Raw genomic sequence first — 19,051 nt, 5'->3', positions numbered from 1 at the left:
CGGAAACCTCCATGACCACATTCTCACCGCGCGAAATCGTCTCGGAGCTCGACCGCTTTATCGTCGGTCAGGGCGACGCCAAGCGCGCCGTCGCCATCGCGCTTCGCAACCGCTGGCGGCGCCAGCAGATCGAAGGGTCGCTCAAGGACGAGGTGCTGCCGAAGAACATTCTCATGATCGGGCCGACCGGCGTCGGCAAGACGGAGATTGCGAGGCGGCTGGCGCGCCTCGCGGGCGCGCCGTTCCTCAAGGTCGAAGCGACGAAGTTCACCGAAGTCGGCTACGTGGGCCGCGACGTCGAGAGCATCATCCGCGATCTCGTGGAAGTCGGCCTGCAGCTCGTGCGCGAAGCGAAGCGCAAGGAGGTGCGTGCACAGGCCGAGAAGAACGCAGAAGAGCGCGTGCTCGATGCGCTCGTCGGGCCGACGGCCTCGCCCGGCACGCGGGAGACCTTCCGCAAGCGCCTGCGCGGCAACGAGCTCAACGACAAGATCATCGAGGTTCAGGTTGCCGATACGGGTGCAGGCCTGCCGATGCTCGACATTCCCGGGATGCCGGGCGCGTCCGTCGGCGCCGTCAATCTCGGCGACATCTTCGGCAAGATGATGGGCGGGCGCACGAAGCCACGGCGCGTCACCGTCAAGGACAGCCACAAGGTCCTGATCCAAGAAGAGAGCGACAAGCTGATCGACAACGAGCAGATCACGAGCGAAGCGATCCGCGCCGTGGAAGAGAACGGCATCGTGTTCCTGGACGAGATCGACAAGATCTGCTCGCGCGGCGAGACAGGGCGCTCGGGCGCCGAAGTGTCGCGCGAGGGGGTGCAGCGCGATCTCCTGCCGCTGATCGAGGGCACCAGCGTCTCGACCAAGTACGGGCCGGTGAAGACCGATCACGTGCTGTTCATCGCGTCGGGCGCGTTCCACGTGGCGAAGCCTGCGGATCTGCTGCCCGAGCTGCAGGGGCGCCTGCCGATCCGCGTCGAGCTCAAGGCGCTGACGCGCGAGGACTTCCGGCGCATCCTGACGGAACCGGAAGCGAGCCTCATCAAGCAGTACACGGCGCTGATGGCGACCGAGGGCCTGACGCTCAACTTCTCCGAGGACGCGATCGAAGCGCTGGCGGATACAGCCGTGCTGGTCAACGCTACCGTCGAGAACATCGGCGCTCGGCGGTTGCAGACGGTGATGGAGCGCGTGCTCGACGAGATCTCGTTCGAGGCTTCCGACCGCCACGGCGATACGGTCACTATCGACGCCGGCTACGTCACGAGCCGGGTCGGCGAGCTGGCGAAGAACGCGGATCTCTCCAAGTTCATCCTCTGACGACCATTTCGCCTGCAGAGTTTCAGGAGCGCACCAAATGGTGCGCGCTTCGGCGTGCGCGCGCTTTGAAGCGGGTAAAACATCCCGAATACGCGGCGAAATCATCCCGCGAGGAATGTTCGAAACGTCTTGCTCGCGTCCGACGACTGATTAAAAGTAACGATATAATAAAACATACCGGAGGAGCGCGGGATGGCTCGAATTTTCCGCGGCACGGCGCTCGGCGCGGCCGTCGTCTCGATCGTGCTGGCGCTGCATGCCGGCGCTGAAGCCGAGGACGCCAAGATCGCTTCCGTGCTGACCATCTCGGAGCACGATGCGGATGTCTGGTCGGCCACCTACAGCGTCGACGGCGGCCGCATCCTGACCGCCTCTGCCGACCGGACAGCGCGCGTGTGGGACGCGAGGACGGGCAAGGAGCTGCTCCGCCTCTCGGGCCATACCGAAGCCGTGCGCCACGCAACCTACAATGCCGATTCAACGCTGATCGCCACGGGCTCGCGCGACGGCACGGCGCGGCTCTGGCACGCGGCGAGCGGCAAAGAGATCGCCGTGCTCGGCGGTCACGAGCTCATGGTCGAGCACGTGGAGTTCAGCCCGGATGGGACGCGCCTCGTCACCATACCGCACGACAAGACCGCGAAGCTCTGGGACGGCAAGACCGGCGCACCGATCGCGGATCTCGTCGGGCACGAAGCCTACATGACGTGGGGTGCATTCAGCGCGGATTCGAGCCTTCTGCTGACGGCGGCGAGCGACGAGACCGCACGCGTCTGGGACGGAAAAACTGGCGCGCCGCTGGCAACGCTTACCGGCCACACCGGCATGGTGAGCTTTGCCGCTTTCAGTCCCGATGGGGCACGGATCATCACCGGCTCCACCGATAAGACGGCCAAGATCTGGGACGCAAAGAGCGGCGAGCTCCTGCGCACCATCGATACCGGCCACAAGCGCGCGGTGCTGCGCGTCGCGTTCAGCCCGGATGGGACGCGCGTCATCACCGGCGCCGCCGACAAGCTCGCGAAAATCTGGGACAGCAAAACCGGCGAGCTTCTGTTGACGCTCGACAGCGGGCACAAGCGCATCCTCTCGGTTGTGCAGTTCAGCCGCGATGGGCGGCTGGTTCTGACCGCCGCGCACGACAAGACCGCGCGCGTGTGGGACGCGGCGACGGGCGCGCCGCTCGGCGTGCTGGCGGAGCATACGAAGGAGGTCGACACTGCCGAGATCAGCCCGGACGGCACGCATGTGCTGACGAGCTCGTTCGATGGGCTGATCAAGGTGTGGCCGGTGCCGACCGGAGCCCAGGCGGAGAAGTAAACCCGCGATTTGCGCGGGCGACACCGCGCGCGCGAGCCGTTATCATCGGTATGCGGCGCGTCGGGGCCCCGCGCGTTTCAACGTGGATCTTTCATGAGAGCTGTTATCGTTCTCGTCGCCGGGCTCCTCGGCACCGTTGCAGGATGGGTTATTGCTGCGTGCGCCACGATCGCATTCGGCGGCGCTTTCGGGCTGACGGAGTTCGAGGGCGAGCGGAGCATGACGGCGGTGTTCGGCATCGGCCCCGTCGGTGGGCTTGTCGGTCTCATCGCGGGCCTTTGGCTGGCGCTGCGCTGGAGCAAGCGTTAAGCACGGAGCGCTAGCCAGTGCGGCGCTTGCCGCTCGCGACGGACAGAGCGTTTGTTTTGGCCACGGCCTCGAGCGTATCGGCAATCTCGGCCGCGACCCAGGCATGAAACGCTGCCATGGCGCGCGTTTCCTTGCGTTCCGCGCCGCGCACGAGAAAGTAGCCATAGCTTTCGACCGCAATTCCGAACGGCCGCACGAGACGACCGCCGACCAGCGCGTCTCCTGCAATCACCTCGTCGGCGAGCGCAAAGCCCTGGCAAGCCTCGGCGGCGGGAATGGTGAGGTGGAGGCCGAGCGTCGGCCCCTCGGGCGATACGCGATCGGCAACGCGGGCGGCGGTCAGCCATTCATCCCAGTAGCGGCGCGACTCTTCCTGCAAGAGGAGGCCCGGCGGCAGCTCCGCCGGCGTTCGGATTCTCTTGGTCTCAAGCAGCGCCGGGCTCGCGACCGGCGTCAGATGTGTTCCGGTCAAAAGATCGGCGGTGACGCCCGGCCAGCCGCCGCGGCCGTAGCGGATGCCGACGTCTGCCTCGTCGCGTGCGAAGTCGACTAAGCGGCTCGTCGAGTCCAGGACAAGATCGACGTCGGGATTGGCGGCGGTGAAGCGGCCGAGCCTCGGCACCAACCACAGCGCAGCCAGAGACGGCTCGACGCTGACCGCGAGCTTCTGGCGCCGGCGGCGACGCCGCCCCGACACGCTCTCCGTCGCCTGTGCGATGACGTCGAAGCCACGCGTCAGCTCTGAGGCGTAACCGCGGCCGCGCTCCGTCAGCTCGACGCCGCGGCCCGTGCGTACGAATAGCTTGCCGCCGAGCCAGCCTTCAAGCTCGCGAATGTGGCGGCTGATGGCGGCATGGGTGACGTTCAGCTCGCGCGCAGCAGCCGTGAAGCTTTCGTGACGCGCGGCAGCTTCGAACGCCTTTAAGGCATTGAGCGGAGGGAGGTTACGAGCCATGGGATATGTAACAAAATCTTACACCTTATGTAAAGCAAAGGCGTTTGTGCCGCTGCTCCGCACGGCGCACTGTCGGCTCAACACACGAGCTGATGGAGAGCGTCATGCTGTTCGCAATCGAGAGCTTGGTCCGCTTCTTCGAGGAGTTGCTTGTCACCACCCGCCTCAAGGAGCCCGACCCGCCACCGTGGTACGCTGCCAATGATAACGGTGAGATGGACGCAGAAGATCACCGCTGGGCGGCTTACCGCTGACAAGTTAGGGGGCGGGTTTGAGCTGGATCTACCTTATGATTGCAGGCGTCATCGAGGTCGCCTTCACCACCGCCATCCGCTACACGGACGGCTTCACGAAACTAGGACCGACCTTGCTCGTTCTGGCTCTGGCCGGCGTCAGCTTCTTCTGCGTTGCGAAGTCCACGGCAACGATCCCGCTCGGCACGGCCTACGCGGTCTGGGGTGGGCTCGGCGCAGTCGGCACTGTCGTGACCGGCATCCTCTACTTCGACGAGCCAGTCACGGTGGCGCGTCTCGCGTTTCTCGCCCTGTTGATTGCGTCACTCGCCGGGCTGAAGCTCGTCACCGACTGAGGCGCGGGCAGCGTGCGGCGTGTGCGTGCTCATCCCCAGCCGGGATGGGTGCGCCACACGCTTTGCACATAAAGTGCGAGCCGGGCTTTACGCCGTGCTCCAGCGCCACACGCTCGTCGAAGACGAAGCATTCGCCCTGCCACAGGCTTTCCTCCGGCGCGACCGTCTCGAGGTATTTCAGGATGCCGCCTTCGAGGTGGTAGACCTCCGGAAAGCCTTGCGACAGCATGAAGGCCGAGGCCTTCTCGCAGCGGATGCCGCCCGTGCAGAACATGGCGACGCGCTTGTGCTTTGCGGGATCAAGATTGCGCGCGACGAAGTCCGGGAACTCGCCGAAGGTGCGCGTCTCGGGGTCGATCGCGCCAGGGAACGTCCCGATACCGACCTCGTAGGCGTTGCGGGTGTCGACGACGAGGACGTCGGGATCTGCGATCAGAGCGTTCCAATCGGCCGGCTTGACGTAGGTGCCAACGCGCTCAGACGGATCTGCCTCGGGCCGGCGCAGAGTGACGATCTCGCGCTTGAGCCTCACCTTGAGACGTCCGAACGGCATCTCATCCGTGTAGGATTCCTTGCTCGTCAGATCGGCGAACCGCGCGTCGGCGCGAAGCCAGGCAAGGACGTTGCGCACGCCCGCGTCGGGGCCGGCGATGGTCGCGTTGATGCCTTCCGGCGCGATGAGGATCGTGCCCTTGATCTCCTGCTCGCGCGCGACTGCAAGCAGGCTTTCCCGCAGGACGGCGGGCTCCGCGACGGCCGCAAACTTATAGAATGTCGAGACTGTGACGGGCATCGCCGACTTATAGTCCTGAAAGCTTATCGACCGCGCGCTTCATGCCATCGAAGATGCCGGGCTCGCTCATGGCATGGCCGGCTGCGGGTGCGATCTCGAGGCGTGCGCCGGGCCAGCGCCTGGCGAGCTCATAGGCCGCACGCGGCGGACACAAGAGATCGTAACGACCCTGCACGATCACGCCGGGAATTGAACCCAGCCGGCTTGCGCCGTCAAGAAGGGCATTCGGCGCAAGGAAAAAGCTGTTTGCGATGTAGTGCGCCTCGAGGATCGGCGTCGTCGGCACGCGCCCGTGCGCGGGCAGGCCGTTGGGCAGCGTCTCCGTCGCCGGCGCAAATTCCGACAGCGTACGCTCGAACTGGAACCACGCGCGCGCCGCGGCGTCACGGGCCTCGGTGTCTGCTCCGGTGAGGCGGGCAACGTACGCGCGCAGCGGGTCGACGCGCTCTTCCTCCGGCAGCGCCGTGACGAAGCTTTCGTAGAGATCGGGGCGCAACTCGGCAGGCCCACGGCGAAACGCCCAATCGACCTCATCGTCGGTGCCGAGGAACACAGCGCGCAACACGAGCCCCGACACTCGCTCCGGATGAGCTTCTGCATACGCGAGCGCCAGCGTCGAGCCCCACGAGCCACCGACGATCAGCATCCGATCGAAGCCCATGTGCTCGCGGATGCGCTCGATGTCGGCCACGAGATGTTGCGTGGTGTTGGCATGCGTCGACAGATAGGGATGGCTGCGGCCGGCGCCGCGCTGATCGAACAGCACAGCGTGGAAACGGTCGGGCTCGAATAGCAGTCGGTGATGGTGCTGCGAGCCGCTGCCAGGTCCGCCGTGCAGAAAGAGTGCCGGGATGCCGCCGCGCGCGCCAACCTCCTCGACATAAAGCCAGTGTCCGTCGCCGACGGCGAGCATGATGGCATCGAAGGGGCGCGGCGGCTCGCGCTTGGCAGCATGCGAAGACATTGGTGGAAAATCCAATTCAGAACTGGCACCGTGCGGCAGCGAGCCCGCGCATTCAAGTGCTTAATTTTCGGGCATCAACAGCGCGGAACGCACGCGCTGCCTTCGGCGTTATTTTTCGTATACGGAGGCGATTTCATGCTCATCAATTACGGCTTCGACATTTCCATCACCGCTGCTCAATCCACGCCGCTCATTACGCTTCTCGACATCCGCGCCGAACGACGCGGTGACATCACCGGCGAAGGCCCATTCGTCACCACACCCGAGGTGGCGGTTTCAAAGTACCGCGACCAGTTCGGAAATATCTGCCGGCGCCTGGTGGCGCCCGCGGGTGAGTTCCGTCTGACGCTCAGCGGGACGATCCGCGACTCGGGCAAGTCCGACCTTGTCGATGAAAGTCTCGCCGAGATTCCGATTCCAGAATTGCCAGACGACGTTCTCGTCTACCTGCTCGGCAGCCGTTATTGCGAAACCGATAGGCTCAGCGAACTGGCCTGGGACCGGTTCGGATCTTTGCCGCCAGGCTGGACGCGCGTGCAGACAATTGTCGATTTCGTGCACGATCATCTGACGTTCGGCTACCAGCACGCACGGGCGACGCGTACGGCTGCCGACGCGTTCTACGAGCGCGTCGGCGTTTGCCGCGACTTCGCGCATCTCACCATCGCGCTTTGCCGCTGTCTCAACATCCCGGCCCGATACGTAAACGGCTACCTTGGCGATATCGGCGTGCCGCCGGATCCGGCGGCGATGGATTTCAGCGCCTGGTGCGAGGTCTACCTGGGCGGCCGCTGGTGCACGTTCGATGCCCGCCATAACAGGCCGCGCATCGGACGCATCGCTGTCGCGCATGGCCGCGACGCGACCGACGTGCCGCTGATCCATAGCTTCGGCCCGCATCTCCTGAAGTCGTTCAAGGTCTGGACGGACGAGGTCACCGACGCGGGCGCGCAATCGGCACGGCCGGCGGCTTAGCTTCTGCATCGAGACCGGGTCTGCGCCCCAATGCGAGCGCGACGCCCGCATCAGGGCCAATTGTTTCAGAACATCGCAGGGTGCACCTTGTCCGGCGGCACATGTCCGTCGAGGAAGGCCTTGATGTTGATGATCACCTTCTCGCCCATGTCGATGCGCCCTTCGATGGTGGCGCTGCTCATGTGCGGAAGTGCGACCACGCGCTCGGACGCAAGCAGCTTCGGGTTGATCGCCGGCTCGTGCTCAAAGACGTCGAGACCCGCGCCAGCGATGGAGCCGGCCTCGATCAGGCGGGCCAGCTCGTTCTCGTCAATCACCTCGCCGCGCGCGGTGTTCACGATGTAGGCCGAGGGCTTCAGGAGCTTCAGCCGCCGCGCCGAGATCAGATGGTAGGTCGCCGGCGTATGCGGACAGTTTATGGAGACGATGTCCATGCGCGAGAGCATCTGGTCGAGGCTCTCCCAGTAGGTGGCCTCCAGCTCCTCCTCTATATCCACGGTAACGCGCTTGCGGTTGTGATAGTGGATCTGCAGGCCGAACGCCTTGGCGCGCTGCGCCACCGCCTGGCCGATGCGGCCCATGCCGACAATTCCGAGTCGCCTTCCGAAGATGCGATGGCCGAGCATCCAGGTCGGTGACCACCCGGCCCATTTGCTCTTTGGGTCCTTGAGGTAAGCGGCACCCTCGGCAACGCGACGCGGCACTGCGAGAATCAGCGCCATGGTCATGTCGGCGGTGTCCTCGGTCAGCACCCCTGGCGTGTTGGTGACCGTGATGGCGCGGTTGCGTGCGGTGTCGAGATCGATGTTGTCGACGCCGGTCCCGAAGTTGGCGATCAGCCGCAGTTGCGGTCCCGCCTGCGAAATGACGGCACGGTCGATGCGATCGGTCACGGTGGGTACGAGAACGTCGGCACTTCTGACAGCGTCTGCGAGCTGCGCCTGCGTCAGGGGCGTGTCGTCGGTGTTGAGCCTCGCATCGAAGAGCTCGCGCATGCGGGTTTCGACCACATCCGGCAGCTTGCGCGTGACGATGACGACTGGCTTCTTCGGGGGGTTGGGCATATCTCTTCCACAGGCGGGATCCACGGTCTCGGGGCAGTGTCTAACAGAAGGTCATGCCCGTGACAAAGTGATGGATTGTGTGGCGGCGGGAGAAATACGGGGCAGGCTTTGCGGGGAACTTGGATGCGATTGAATTGCCGGGGTTTGGTGGCTGGAACGGCGCTTGCCGTGCTTGCAGTTTGGGCCGGAACGGCGCTGGCCGGCGGCGCAGAGCAGCAGGCGCCTCCCGCCTCGTCGCCGGCTGCATCCTCGAGTGGGCTTCCGCTGCCGCGGTTTGTCAGCCTCAAGGCCGACCGAGTGAACCTGCGCGCGGGGCCCGGCACCGACTATCCGACGTCCTGGGTCTATCGGCGCGCGGGCCTGCCGGTGGAGGTCATCAGCGAATACGAGACCTGGCGGCAAGTGCGCGATGCGGAGGGCGCGACCGGCTGGGTGCTGCAGTCGCTGCTTTCCGGGCGACGAACGGCGCTCGTCACGCCGTGGGACCTCAAAGCAGGCCAGTCCGCGCCGCAGGTGGAGGTGCGCAACAGCGACAGCGAGCGCTCCCGCACGGTCGCCGTAGTGGAAGCGGGCGTCATCGCCAACATCCATTCCTGCGATGGGCGCTGGTGTCGCATCACGATCGACCGCTTCCGCGGATACATGCCGCAAAAGCAGCTCTGGGGAGTCTACGAAAACGAGGTCGTCAAATAGGGAACGATGGGCAAATTGCCCTTATTTTCCCTTTGGGACTAGGCGCACGACGACGTCGATGTGGCTTACGCGCATGCCCTCTGGCGGCTCGGGTACGCCGGCGACCCGGATCGAATCGCCTGGGATATCCATCAGCTCGCCTTCGGATTCGATAAAGAAGTGGCTGTGATTCGAGGTGTTGGTGTCGAAGTAGGCCTTGCCGCCGTCGATCGCGAGCTCCCTCAGAAGCCCGGCGCCGGTGAACTGGTGCAACGTATTGTAAACCGTAGCGAGTGACACCTGCTCGCCGGCCATCAAGGCCTCGGCGTGCAGAATCTCGGCCGAGACGTGCCGGTCCTCGCCGCCGAACAGGAGCATCCCGAGTGCCACGCGCTGGCGTGTCGGGCGCAGCCCCGCGTCACGAAGACGATTGGCGATTGCAGACGGCAGCCCGCCGGCCAATGTGTCCTCGGTGGTCAGAAGGTCGTCGGAAACGTCTTCGCTCATTCTCGATCGCAACCCGAAAGGCTCTCTGCCCAGGCCGTGGCGCAGGCAGTCGATACCGAATTATCCAACTGCCTCAGTATAGAAGCACCGCCCCCGCGCCGCAACCCGCTGCCAAGCCGCTGTTAACGGCAGAAATTCCGCCCGAACGCCCCTTCGCTCGCGCACTCCAGGGCGCTCTGTTCATCGGACAATACGTCACCTTTTCCAAGCCGCGACTTGACGGTGCTGCCGATTATAGTTTGAACGGCAGCCGGATGTGCTAGGACAACGCGGCTTGCGTGCGTTGGCGAGCATCATCCCTCGGAAGGACGGCCGGGCTTGTTCCCCACGGGTATCCGGCGGGTCGGGGCAAGGCGCCTCCGGGCGCCGGGGGACGGACACTGACACAAGGACAATGCTGATCGATGGCCGAGCGCCGTTCTAGCTACGATTACGAGGACTTGCTGGCCTGCGGACGCGGAGAGCTGTTCGGACCCGGCAACGCCCAGTTGCCGCTCCCTCCCATGTTGATGTTCGACCGCATCGCGCATATTTCCGATACCGAAGGGGCCCACGAGAAGGGTCAGGTCGTGGCCGAGCTGGCAGTGGCCGGGAACCCGCAGGTGGATTGGTTCTTCAAGTGCCATTTCCACGGCGATCCGGTGATGCCGGGGTGCCTGGGGCTCGACGCCCTCTGGCAGCTCACGGGCTTCTTCCTCGGCTGGCTCGGCGCCCCCGGACGGGGCCGGGCGCTCGGCGTGGGAGAGGTCAAGTTCACCGGCATGGTCCTGCCTTCGGTCAAGAAGGTCGAGTATGTGGTGGATCTCAAGCGCGTGATTCTGCGGCGGCTGAAGCTCGCCATCGCGGACGGCACGCTGAAGGCGGACGGCGAGGTGATCTACACCGCGACCGATCTGCGCGTCGGTCTATTCGAGGCGGGGGAGGCCCCTGCCGCCGGATAAGCCATAGCGGGATAAGATGGCGTTCTGGATGACGGCAGGCGGGCGAAGAAGGGGTTGTCGATGAGACGTGTGGTCGTCACCGGCATGGGTATCGTGTCCTCGATCGGGAACACGACCCAAGAGGTGCTCGCCTCCCTCAGAGAGGGCAAGTCCGGCATCGTGCGTGCCGAGAAATACGCCGAGCTCGGCTTCCGTTGCCAGGTGCACGGCGATCCGCAGCTCGACTGGGAATCCCAGGTTCCGCGCAAGCCCAAACGCTTCATGGAAGCGGGCGTCGGCTGGAACTACATCGCCATGGATCAGGCCATCCGCGATGCCGGTCTCGAAACAGGCGACGTCGTCAACGAGCGCACCGGCATCGTCATGGGCTCCGGCGGCCCCTCGACGCGCGCCATCGTCTGGTCGGCCGACACTGCGCGCGAGAAGGATCCGAAGAAGGTCGGGCCGTTCGAGGTCCCGAAGGGCATGTGCTCAGGCCCGTCCGCCGTGCTTGCCACCAGCTTCCAGATCAAGGGCGTCAACTATTCGATCTCGTCGGCCTGCTCCACGTCGGCGCACTGCATTGGCAATGCCGCCGAGCTGATCCAGTGGGGCAAGCAGGACGTCATGTTCGCTGGCGGTTGCGAGGAGCTGGACTGGACGCTGTCCGTCCTTTTCGACGCCATGGGCGCCATGTCCACCCACTTCAACGACACCCCCGCCGTCGCCAGCCGCGCCTATGACAAGAATCGCGACGGCTTCGTGATCGCGGGCGGCGCGGGCGTTCTCGTCCTCGAGGAGCTGGAGCACGCCAAGGCGCGCGGGGCCAAGATCTATGCCGAGGTCACGGGCTACGGTGCCACTTCCGACGGCTTCGACATGGTCGCACCGTCGGGCGAGGGCGCAGCGCGCTGCATGAAGCTCGCCATGAAGGGCCTGAACGGCCGTCCGATCGAGAAGGTTGACTACATCAATCCGCACGCGACGGCGACGCCGGTCGGCGACCAGAAGGAGATCGAGGCCATCCGCGAGGTGTTCGCGGGCCGCGAAATCCCCAAAATTTCTGCCACCAAGTCCCTCACGGGACATTCGCTGGGCGCGATTGGCGTGCAAGAAAGCATCTTCTCGCTATTGATGATGAACAACGGATTCATCTGCGAGAGTGCTAATATTAAGGAATTGGATCCGGCGTTCGAAGACATGCCGATCGTCCGCAATCGTATCGACAACGCCGAGCTTAACTGTGTCATGTCGAACAGTTTCGGTTTCGGTGGAACAAATGCCACTCTTATTTTTAACCGATACGATGGCTGAGGTGCTGCAAGTTGCCGGCTGGTGAGGCACCCGCCTCACGGAGACGGCTTGGCATGAAGGTTTATGAAAACGGACGCGGCTGGTTCGACACTGGCCGCAGATTTGGTGTGAGTGTGAGGTCGTCTATGGCCGAATTTGATGTCACCAACCCCGGCCCGCTGATGGCGGGCAAGCGCGGCCTGATCATGGGCGTCGCCAACGATCGCTCGATCGCCTGGGGTATCGCGCGCGCCCTGCACGGGCACGGCGCCAAGCTGGCGTTCAGCTATCAGGACGGCGCGTTCGGGCGCCGCGCTGTTCCGCTCGCGCAGTCAATCGGTGCCGAGATCATCGAGCCGTGCAATGTGCTCGACCTCAAGACCGTCGACAACGTCTTCGCGAAAGTGAAGGAGGTCTGGGGCAGTCTCGACTTCGTCGTACACGCGCTGGCCTTCTCGGATCCGCGCGAGCTTGCCGGCCGCTACGTGAACACGACGCGCGACAACTTCACCAACACAATGGTGATCTCCTGCTTCTCGTTCACCGAGATCGCGCAGCGCGCCATGGAGCTGATGCCGAACGGCGGCTCGCTTCTGACGCTGAGCTACGGCGGCGCGACGCGCTCGGTCCCGTCCTACAACGTGATGGGCGTTGCCAAGGCGGCGCTCGAAGCCTCCGTGCGCTACCTCGCCGCCGACCTCGGGTCGCAGAACATCCGCGTCAACGCGCTTTCAGCCGGCCCCATGCGCACGCTGTCCGGCGCCGGCGTGTCGGATGCGCGCGTCATCTTCAACTTCCAGAAAGAGCACGCGCCGTTGCGGCGTACGCCAAGCCTCAACGACGTCGGCGGGTCGGCACTCTATCTGCTGTCGGAACTCTCGGGCGCGGTGACGGGCGAAGTGCACTTCGTGGACTGCGGCTACAGCACCATCTCGATGCCGAGCCTCGATGCGCTCAAGACGGCGGACCAGGAAGCAACCGCCGCCGCTGCTGGGCGCTCGCCGCCCGAAGCCGCGGAATAGCAGCCAAACAGCCGCCGTATCGATCGAGACGAAAGCTCGCCGATTGACCTGGAAGGCGCCGACCGGCAAACAAGGCCGTCATGATTGGTGTCTTCGATTCCGGACTTGGGGGGCTCACGGTCCTTGCCGCGCTGACGCAGAGGTTTCCCGAGGTTTCGTTCGTCTACCTCGGAGACCATGCGAACGTGCCGTATGGCAACCGCCCTTCCGAGGAGATCATCGAGCTTACGCGCGCGTCCGTCGAGCGCCTTTTCGGGGTCGGGTGCAAGCTCGTTCTGCTCGGCTGCAACACGGCGACAGCGGTCGCCGCTCGGCGTTTGCAAACAAGCTGGCTTCCCGAGACGCCGTGGACGGCGCTAGGCCACAACGTCATCGGCATTGTCGCGCCAACGGTCGAAGCCGCGACGCAAACGCCTTGGGCCGTGACCACGCCGCAGTATCCGCAGAAATTCCTGACCGATCGCATCGCCGTGTTCGGCACCACGCGCACCATCGCCTCCAACGTCTATGCGGAGGAGATCCGCAAGCGCTGCCCGAAAGTCACCTTGGTGCAGCAGGTGTGCTCGGAGCTTGCCGGTGCCATCGAGCATGGCGCGGGCAAAGCCGAACTCGAACGCCTCGTGGAGACGGGCATTGCCGGCGCCATGGCTCAGGCCGGCGGCGAGCCGCCTCACCGCGCCATCCTGGGGTGCACGCATTTCCCCCTTGTCGAGCACCTGTTCCGGCGCCATCTGCCTCAAGCGACACGCATTCTTTCGCAGCCAGAGGTGGTCGCTGACAGTCTCGAGGACTATCTGCAGCGGCATCCGCGTTACAAGGGTGAGACGGTCGAGACGCCGCGCCGGGTGCTGCTCACCACCGGCGATCCCGCTGAAGCGAGTGCGCGGGCGCGTGTGTTCGCGGGCGAAGGCCTCACCTTCGAGCGCCTTGAAGTTTGACGAATGCGTCACGCCTTCGATGTTGCCTCGGCCGCATCTTTCTTGCGAGTCTTGCACCGCAGGTGGCTGCCGATCTCCGGGCTTGCGACCTCGAGCCGATGGAAGTCCTCGCTGTGTAGCTTGAGAAGCCGGCATTTCGAGGCCGTCACGAATGAGCCCTGCATCTGCTCCAGCTCAAGCATTTCGGAGACGCCGAAAAAGTCCCCCTTGGCATAAATGCGGTCGCCCGATGCCAGATGGTGCACGACTTGCCCGGATGCGATGAAATACATGGCGCGTCCCGCCGCGCCCTCACTCTGGACCTCCAGGTTCGGTGGCAGATTGTGGGCATGGAGGAGCGGCATGATCTTCTCGACCGAGCGCGCGTCCAGCTCAGCAAACAGGGGGATGCGCGACATGAGTGACCAAGTGACGACGAAGTCGCGCCGCGCAAGCTCCTGCGCAAACCCGGCAGAGATGATCGCCACGGGCAACGCCAGGATGCAGAGCCCCGTGACCATGACGATCGAGCCGAACGTCTTGCCGAGCGACGTGATGGGCGCAACGTCGCCATAGCCTACCGTTGTCAGCGTGGCGATCGCCCACCATGCTGCATCGGGCACGCTTCCGAAGCTTTCGGGCTGAGCATGACCTTCTATGTAGTAGATGCCGGTCGAGGCAAACAGCACAACCGTGAGGAGGAGAAGTCCGGCACCGATCAGCGACCGCCGCTCGTTGACGAGCACTCGCAGCAACGTGTGCATCGCCGGCGAATAGCGCGAGAGCTTGAAGAAGCGCAGCAGCCTGAGAGCCCGAAGGACTCTGAGATCGATCGTGACCAGCATGGCGATATAGAATGGAAGGATCGCGGCCAGATCGATGAGAAGTGCGGGGCGCAATGCAAACTTTAGCCGAGCTTTCCAGGGGGGAAAGGACTTTAGGAACGGCACCTCGACGGCGGTCCACAGGCGCAGGGCGTATTCGACGGTGAAGATCGCTACCGACAGAACCTCGAAGGCGGTGAAATAGGAGCCGTACGCGGCCGATAGCGACGGCACTGTCTCGGCCACGAAGGCGGCGATGTTGAGCAGGATGAGACTGATGATGACGCTGTCGAAGACCCGACTCGCCCGGCTTCCACCATGGCCGAATTCGATGATCTCGAAGATCCGTGCGCGCCACGACGAGCTCCCGTGAAGGGCGCGCCGCACGGCGGCGAGGCCCGCGAGCGCTCGCAGGCGCATGGCCGGTCCATCCGGGGAGAACTCGCCGACTGGGATTCCGCGGTCGTGATCCATGTTGAGAAGACCCCCTCCCCATGCCACGGGTTGAAGTCTAGCCCCGCAACCCGATACTGTCTCGGCCCAGCTTAGCTCGGCAAGCGCGCTGCGGCCGCGCGGTCAACGGAGATAGGCGAGATGGCCGAAGCCACCCCGATTTGCGATTTCGGCTGGAAGGCACCGGATTTCCGGCTGCCGGCGACAGACGGCAAGACCTACACGCTCGACGAGCTCAAGGGGCCGAACGGCACGCTCGTCATGTTCATCTGCAATCACTGCCCCTACGTGCAGGCGGTGCTGGATCGCATCGTGCGTGACGCCGAGGACCTCGCGCGGCTCGGGGTGGCGACGGTCGCGATCTCCTCGAACGACGCGGCGACCTATCCGGAGGACAGCTTTCCGCGCATGAAGGAAGCGGCGGATGAGCACGGCTTCCCGTTCCCGTATCTCTATGACGAGAGCCAAGACGTCGCACGCCTCTATGGGGCGGTCTGCACGCCGGACTTCTTCGGCTTTAACCGTGATCTCGAGCTCCAGTACCGGGGCCGGATCGACGCCAGCGGCCGCAATCCAGCGCCGGCGGGGGTGCGGCGGGGCCCCTTCGAGGCCATGAAGGCGGTGGCCGAAACCGGCCGCGGGCCTCTAGAGCAGGTGCCGTCTCTGGGCTGCTCGATCAAATGGAAGGCCGCCTGAGGCCGAAGGCCCCTCCCAAGAGCCCAGCCAGCCGGCCAAATCCGTTGACCGCGGACGGCCCCCACCGCTATAGACGGGGCCACCGACCCCGGCCGGCTCGGGTCTTAACGGCTCAGACGTGACCGTCGGTCTCATCGTCAGCCCGCTCGGAACGCAGGTTTCGGGCGGTCAATGCATTTGAGCTTGCGCTTTCTCCGCGCGGCCGACCCGCCACCGACGCAGGGCAAGGCTTCGCAAAAGCGCAGACGCAATTGTCATCATTTCTGAGCAACGTCAGAAAGCGTGCCCGGCGCCGGGAAAGCTTTCGAACAGAAGGAAAGCCTCAATGGCCAACACCAAGTCGGCAAAGAAGGCGGCGCGTCAGACCGTGCGCCGTACGGAAGTCAACAAGAGCCGCCGCTCGGCGGTGAAGAGCAGCGTACGCAAGGTCGAAGAGGCGATCGCCTCGGGCGACAAGGCCGCCGCGACGGCCGCTCTCAAGGCTGCCGAGCCCTCGCTCGTTCGCACGGCGCAGAAGGGCGTCATGCATCCGCGCACTGCAAGCCGCAAGGTTTCGCGCCTCTCGCAGCGCGTGAAGGCGATGGCCTGACCACTTTCGCACAGACTCTTTTGCAAAACTGATTGTCAGCCGCGAGAGTGTGCTGTGTTCGCCACAGGGAAGGCCGCGCGACGGAGTCGCCGGCCTTCCTTTTTGCTTCTAAGTGACGGATTTTTGAGGCTGTCCGAACGGGTGCTCCGGACTCGGATTTTTCGGCTCTCGATCGCGAGTCGAGGCGGCAAACAAAAAAGCACCCCTTTGGGACGTGTCACAGGAACGCCGTAATTTAAAATTGCCATCACACGACCGTCGTCGAATTGGCTTTGGCCTCAACGAGTTTCCCCACTGCACCTGTGGAGAGGACTCAAGTTTTCCACGTTGCACGCACCGCTCATCCAGTGCCTCGCCAGCGCCTTCTCCACCCATCGCGACGCTTGCGAAGAGGTTACCGGTCCGTTAAAAGAGTCCTTGTCAGCGCGACGGGGCCCGAGGGCTGTAATGCCCAGTATATCCCCGCCCGAGACTCTGGGTTTTTGTTGCGTAGCGTCATCCTGGAATCTTCAGTTTTTCAGTTGAGCGTAAGTATCCCGTAGGATTTCACGGGATGCCGATGCGTAATGCTGGATCATTGCTGACTTTTTACTTTGGTTAACCGTTCCGACTTGGGAATTTTTCTGGTCGGGCCGGGTAAGTGGTCGAGGGTAAGGGTTTGTCCAACAGCGTCAAAATTGAAGATGTGCCTGTGGAAGAAACATGGGCCCGCCTTCAAGCTGACGCCGACGCCGTTCTGGTCGATGTGCGGACTCGAGCAGAGTGGACGTTCGTTGGACTGCCGGATCTCAGCACGCTGAACAAGCGTGTACAGGCCATCGAGTGGCAGGCTTTTCCAGACAATCGGGTTGACCCGGATTTTGTGGAAAAGTTGAGCGGGCTGCTCGAGGGGGCCGGCGTATCGAAGGACGCTGAGCTGTTCTTCATCTGCCGGTCAGGGGCGCGCAGCCGTGCGGCTGCCGCTGCAATGGCAGACGCCGGCTATACGCGCAGCCGCAACGTCGCGGATGGCTTCGAGGGCCCTCTCGATGCCACCCAAAAGCGAGGACAGGTCGCAGGCTGGAAAGCAGCCGGCCTGCCTTGGCGGCAAGGATAGAGCGTCTGAGGGACTGGCGCGGCTCGTTTGGGCGAACGAGCAACGCCATGGATCGTCTGCCTTGCGGAAGGCAGGCTTAGCAAGTGCGGGGTACAAAAAATGCAAGCCATTTCGAAAGCGGAGCTGTCTCTAACTGCACCCGGTCGCGCCGTGCACCGGGGGCCAAGCGAGGCTGTTGTTGCCGTCGCTCCTGCGGCCGAGAGCGCGGAAGGCAAGGGCGCGAAGGTGCGTGCATTGCTGCGTGCCCGGCTCGGCGAGGACATCTATACGAGCTGGTTCAAAGCACTCGAGTTCGAAAGCTTCGACGGCAAGACTGTGAAGGTCTCTGTCCCCGTCGTCTTCCTGCGCAAGTGGATCCAGTCTCACTACATGGACGAGCTACTTCGGTGCTGCAAGGCGGAGTTCAAGACGGCAGAGCTCGTCGACGTTACTTTGCGCCAGCCCGGCTCGCCCCCTGCGCGCACCGTCGCCCGCGAGGCCGAGGCTCAGAAGCTGGCGCGTGAGGCCTCGGAGCCGCGTGCTCTCGGACAGATCGAGCCCGTGCGCATGCCGGTGATCCGTCCGGTTGCGGGCCGCACCAGCGTCGACGGTTTCGAGGGCTCGCCGCTCGATCCGCATCATACGTTCGACAACTTCGTGGTCGGCGCGTCGAACCGCATGGCGCACGCCGGCGCCATTCAGGTTGCCGAGACCGTGCTCACCGATAGCCCGGCCTTTAATCCGCTATATCTCTATTCGTCCGTCGGCATGGGCAAGACGCATCTCCTGCAGGCCATCGCCTGGGAGGTGAAGCGTCGCGCCGAGAACGCGCAGGTGCTCTATCTCACGGCTGAGCGCTTCCGCTATCAGTTCGTCGAGGCGCTGCGCGCGCAGGACTCGCTCTCCTTCAAGGAGAAGTTCCGCTCGATCAACATGCTGCTCATCGACGATCTCGAGTTCATGCAGGGCGAGAAGACCGAGCAGGAATTCGATCACATCATCAACGCGTTACTCGATGGTGGCCGTCAGGTCGTGGTTGCCTCGGCCCGTCATCCGGCGCAGATCGAGCGCTTGAACGAGCGCATGCGCTCGCGTCTGCAGCGCGGCCTCGTCGCCGAGATCGGCAGCTTCGACTGCGAGTTGCGCTGCCGCGTACTCGATCAGCGGCTTGCTGAGAAGCGGGCGCAGGATCCGGGCTTCGAGCTGTCGCGCGAAGTCGTGGAAATCCTCGCGAGCCGTCTCACCGAAAGCGGGCGCGAGCTCGAAGGCGCGATCAACCGCCTCTACCTCACGTGGCAGCATATGCGGGCGCCGATCACGCCGGACATCGCCGAGACGGTGGTGCGTGACCTCTACCAGGGTGTCGAGCCGCGCCGGATCAAGATCGAGGACATCCTGCGCATCATCTCGCGCCATTTCGGCGTCTCGAAGGGAGATCTGCTGTCGCAGCGCCGTCATCGCTCGGTGGTGTGGCCGCGCCAGATCGGCATGTATCTCGCCAAGCAGCTCACGCACCGGTCGCTGCCCGAGATCGGGCGCCGCTTCGGAAATCGCGATCACACCACGGTTCTGCACGCCATCCGCAAGATTGAGGGCGTGATCGCCGATGATGCCAGCCTGCGCGACGAGATCGACGAGCTGAAGAAGCTTATTAGCCACTAATTCCAACAGGCTGATAAGCCACAGAGTTTGAGCAAGGAGCGTGGCGTTTCGAGGGAGATCGGCGCCACGTTCGAGCGGGGCGGGAGCGGCGTCTTCGGATACCGCTCCCGAAGTCTCATCGGGCCAG

General features: G+C 64.2%; 21 protein-coding genes. 15 read left to right on the top strand and 6 right to left on the bottom strand.

Translation table 11 applies throughout. The features are described from left to right. Positions 1-11 precede the first annotated feature (11 nt). From hslU to CS1GBM3_RS15380, 3 genes are all read left to right on the top strand, one after another. Positions 12-1,325 carry an ATP-dependent protease ATPase subunit HslU gene (gene hslU / locus CS1GBM3_RS15390; protein ID WP_072396343.1) on the top strand — a complete coding sequence of 438 codons (1,314 nt, stop codon included), beginning with the start codon at positions 12-14 and terminating at the stop codon, positions 1,323-1,325. Between the two features lie 192 nt (positions 1,326-1,517). Continuing rightward, positions 1,518-2,645: a WD40 repeat domain-containing protein gene (locus CS1GBM3_RS15385; protein WP_072396342.1), complete on the top strand. Its 1,128-nt coding sequence runs from the start codon at positions 1,518-1,520 to the stop codon at positions 2,643-2,645. 93 nt (positions 2,646-2,738) lie between these two features. Then, positions 2,739-2,954, top strand: coding sequence for a hypothetical protein (locus tag CS1GBM3_RS15380; protein WP_072396341.1), 216 nt, complete (start codon positions 2,739-2,741; stop codon positions 2,952-2,954). A 10-nt stretch (positions 2,955-2,964) separates the two neighbouring features. Here the strand turns inward: CS1GBM3_RS15380 and gcvA are convergent, their stop codons facing one another. Beyond that, a complete protein-coding gene (gene gcvA, locus CS1GBM3_RS15375) occupies positions 2,965-3,909 on the bottom strand; it encodes a transcriptional regulator GcvA (protein WP_072396340.1) in 945 nt (314 codons plus the stop codon). Positions 3,910-4,013: 104 nt separating this feature from the next. On the opposite strand from gcvA, the gene CS1GBM3_RS19855 reads away from it, so the two are divergent. Next, complete coding sequence (locus CS1GBM3_RS19855; protein ID WP_171946509.1) at positions 4,014-4,163, top strand: hypothetical protein; 150 nt, start codon at positions 4,014-4,016, stop codon at positions 4,161-4,163. Between the two features lie 17 nt (positions 4,164-4,180). Further along, on the top strand, positions 4,181-4,498 hold the full coding sequence (locus tag CS1GBM3_RS15370) for a DMT family transporter (RefSeq protein ID WP_072396339.1): 318 nt from the start codon (positions 4,181-4,183) through the stop codon (positions 4,496-4,498). On the opposite strand, the gene CS1GBM3_RS15365 is transcribed toward CS1GBM3_RS15370, so the two are convergent. After that, positions 4,488-5,291 (bottom strand): oxygen-dependent tRNA uridine(34) hydroxylase TrhO, encoded by an 804-nt coding sequence (locus CS1GBM3_RS15365; RefSeq protein ID WP_072396338.1) that lies wholly within the window; start codon positions 5,289-5,291, stop codon positions 4,488-4,490. The two genes, CS1GBM3_RS15370 and CS1GBM3_RS15365, sit on opposite strands and share 11 nt — an antisense overlap. Positions 5,292-5,298: 7 nt before the next feature. Then, positions 5,299-6,255 carry a prolyl aminopeptidase gene (pip, locus tag CS1GBM3_RS15360; protein WP_072396337.1) on the bottom strand — a complete coding sequence of 319 codons (957 nt, stop codon included), beginning with the start codon at positions 6,253-6,255 and terminating at the stop codon, positions 5,299-5,301. A gap of 135 nt (positions 6,256-6,390) precedes the next feature. On the opposite strand from pip, the gene CS1GBM3_RS15355 reads away from it, so the two are divergent. Further along, positions 6,391-7,230, top strand: a complete 840-nt coding sequence (locus tag CS1GBM3_RS15355) for a transglutaminase-like domain-containing protein (protein ID WP_072396336.1) — start codon at positions 6,391-6,393, stop codon at positions 7,228-7,230. A 65-nt stretch (positions 7,231-7,295) separates the two neighbouring features. Here CS1GBM3_RS15355 and CS1GBM3_RS15350 read toward each other — a convergent pair whose 3' ends face one another. Continuing rightward, complete coding sequence (locus CS1GBM3_RS15350; RefSeq protein WP_072396335.1) at positions 7,296-8,294, bottom strand: 2-hydroxyacid dehydrogenase; 999 nt, start codon at positions 8,292-8,294, stop codon at positions 7,296-7,298. Between the two features lie 123 nt (positions 8,295-8,417). Here CS1GBM3_RS15350 and CS1GBM3_RS15345 point away from each other — a divergent pair, with 123 nt between their 5' ends. Then, positions 8,418-8,987: an SH3 domain-containing protein gene (locus tag CS1GBM3_RS15345; protein WP_072396333.1), complete on the top strand. Its 570-nt coding sequence runs from the start codon at positions 8,418-8,420 to the stop codon at positions 8,985-8,987. 21 nt (positions 8,988-9,008) lie between these two features. Here the strand turns inward: CS1GBM3_RS15345 and irrA are convergent, their stop codons facing one another. Further along, positions 9,009-9,428, bottom strand: coding sequence for an iron response transcriptional regulator IrrA (gene irrA, locus CS1GBM3_RS15340; protein ID WP_072397565.1), 420 nt, complete (start codon positions 9,426-9,428; stop codon positions 9,009-9,011). A gap of 449 nt (positions 9,429-9,877) precedes the next feature. On the opposite strand from irrA, the gene fabA reads away from it, so the two are divergent. The 4 genes from fabA to CS1GBM3_RS15320 all read left to right on the top strand — a co-directional run bounded on the left by fabA (position 9,878) and on the right by CS1GBM3_RS15320 (position 13,646). Next, positions 9,878-10,414 (top strand): 3-hydroxyacyl-[acyl-carrier-protein] dehydratase FabA, encoded by a 537-nt coding sequence (fabA, locus tag CS1GBM3_RS15335; RefSeq protein WP_072396331.1) that lies wholly within the window; start codon positions 9,878-9,880, stop codon positions 10,412-10,414. 60 nt (positions 10,415-10,474) lie between these two features. Continuing rightward, a complete protein-coding gene (gene fabB / locus CS1GBM3_RS15330; RefSeq protein ID WP_072396329.1) occupies positions 10,475-11,707 on the top strand; it encodes a beta-ketoacyl-ACP synthase I in 1,233 nt (410 codons plus the stop codon). A gap of 125 nt (positions 11,708-11,832) precedes the next feature. Then, a complete protein-coding gene (gene fabI, locus CS1GBM3_RS15325; RefSeq protein ID WP_072396327.1) occupies positions 11,833-12,708 on the top strand; it encodes an enoyl-ACP reductase FabI in 876 nt (291 codons plus the stop codon). 80 nt (positions 12,709-12,788) lie between these two features. Beyond that, positions 12,789-13,646, top strand: coding sequence for a glutamate racemase (locus CS1GBM3_RS15320; RefSeq protein ID WP_072396326.1), 858 nt, complete (start codon positions 12,789-12,791; stop codon positions 13,644-13,646). 8 nt (positions 13,647-13,654) lie between these two features. Here the strand turns inward: CS1GBM3_RS15320 and CS1GBM3_RS15315 are convergent, their stop codons facing one another. Next, positions 13,655-14,923: a cyclic nucleotide-gated ion channel gene (locus tag CS1GBM3_RS15315; protein WP_083567649.1), complete on the bottom strand. Its 1,269-nt coding sequence runs from the start codon at positions 14,921-14,923 to the stop codon at positions 13,655-13,657. Between the two features lie 120 nt (positions 14,924-15,043). Here CS1GBM3_RS15315 and CS1GBM3_RS15310 point away from each other — a divergent pair, with 120 nt between their 5' ends. From CS1GBM3_RS15310 to dnaA, 4 genes are all read left to right on the top strand, one after another. Continuing rightward, positions 15,044-15,598: a thioredoxin family protein gene (locus CS1GBM3_RS15310; RefSeq protein WP_072396325.1), complete on the top strand. Its 555-nt coding sequence runs from the start codon at positions 15,044-15,046 to the stop codon at positions 15,596-15,598. A 325-nt stretch (positions 15,599-15,923) separates the two neighbouring features. Continuing rightward, complete coding sequence (rpsT, locus tag CS1GBM3_RS15305; RefSeq protein ID WP_072396324.1) at positions 15,924-16,187, top strand: 30S ribosomal protein S20; 264 nt, start codon at positions 15,924-15,926, stop codon at positions 16,185-16,187. A 691-nt stretch (positions 16,188-16,878) separates the two neighbouring features. After that, positions 16,879-17,283, top strand: coding sequence for a rhodanese-like domain-containing protein (locus tag CS1GBM3_RS15300; protein WP_244534664.1), 405 nt, complete (start codon positions 16,879-16,881; stop codon positions 17,281-17,283). A 99-nt stretch (positions 17,284-17,382) separates the two neighbouring features. Then, positions 17,383-18,924 carry a chromosomal replication initiator protein DnaA gene (gene dnaA, locus CS1GBM3_RS15295; RefSeq protein WP_083567647.1) on the top strand — a complete coding sequence of 514 codons (1,542 nt, stop codon included), beginning with the start codon at positions 17,383-17,385 and terminating at the stop codon, positions 18,922-18,924. Positions 18,925-19,051: the final 127 nt, after the last annotated feature.

The organism is Hyphomicrobium sp. CS1GBMeth3 (genome assembly GCF_900117455.1).
Taxonomy (GTDB): domain Bacteria; phylum Pseudomonadota; class Alphaproteobacteria; order Rhizobiales; family Hyphomicrobiaceae; genus Hyphomicrobium_C.
This window is presented reverse-complemented; position numbering and strand designations above follow the sequence as displayed.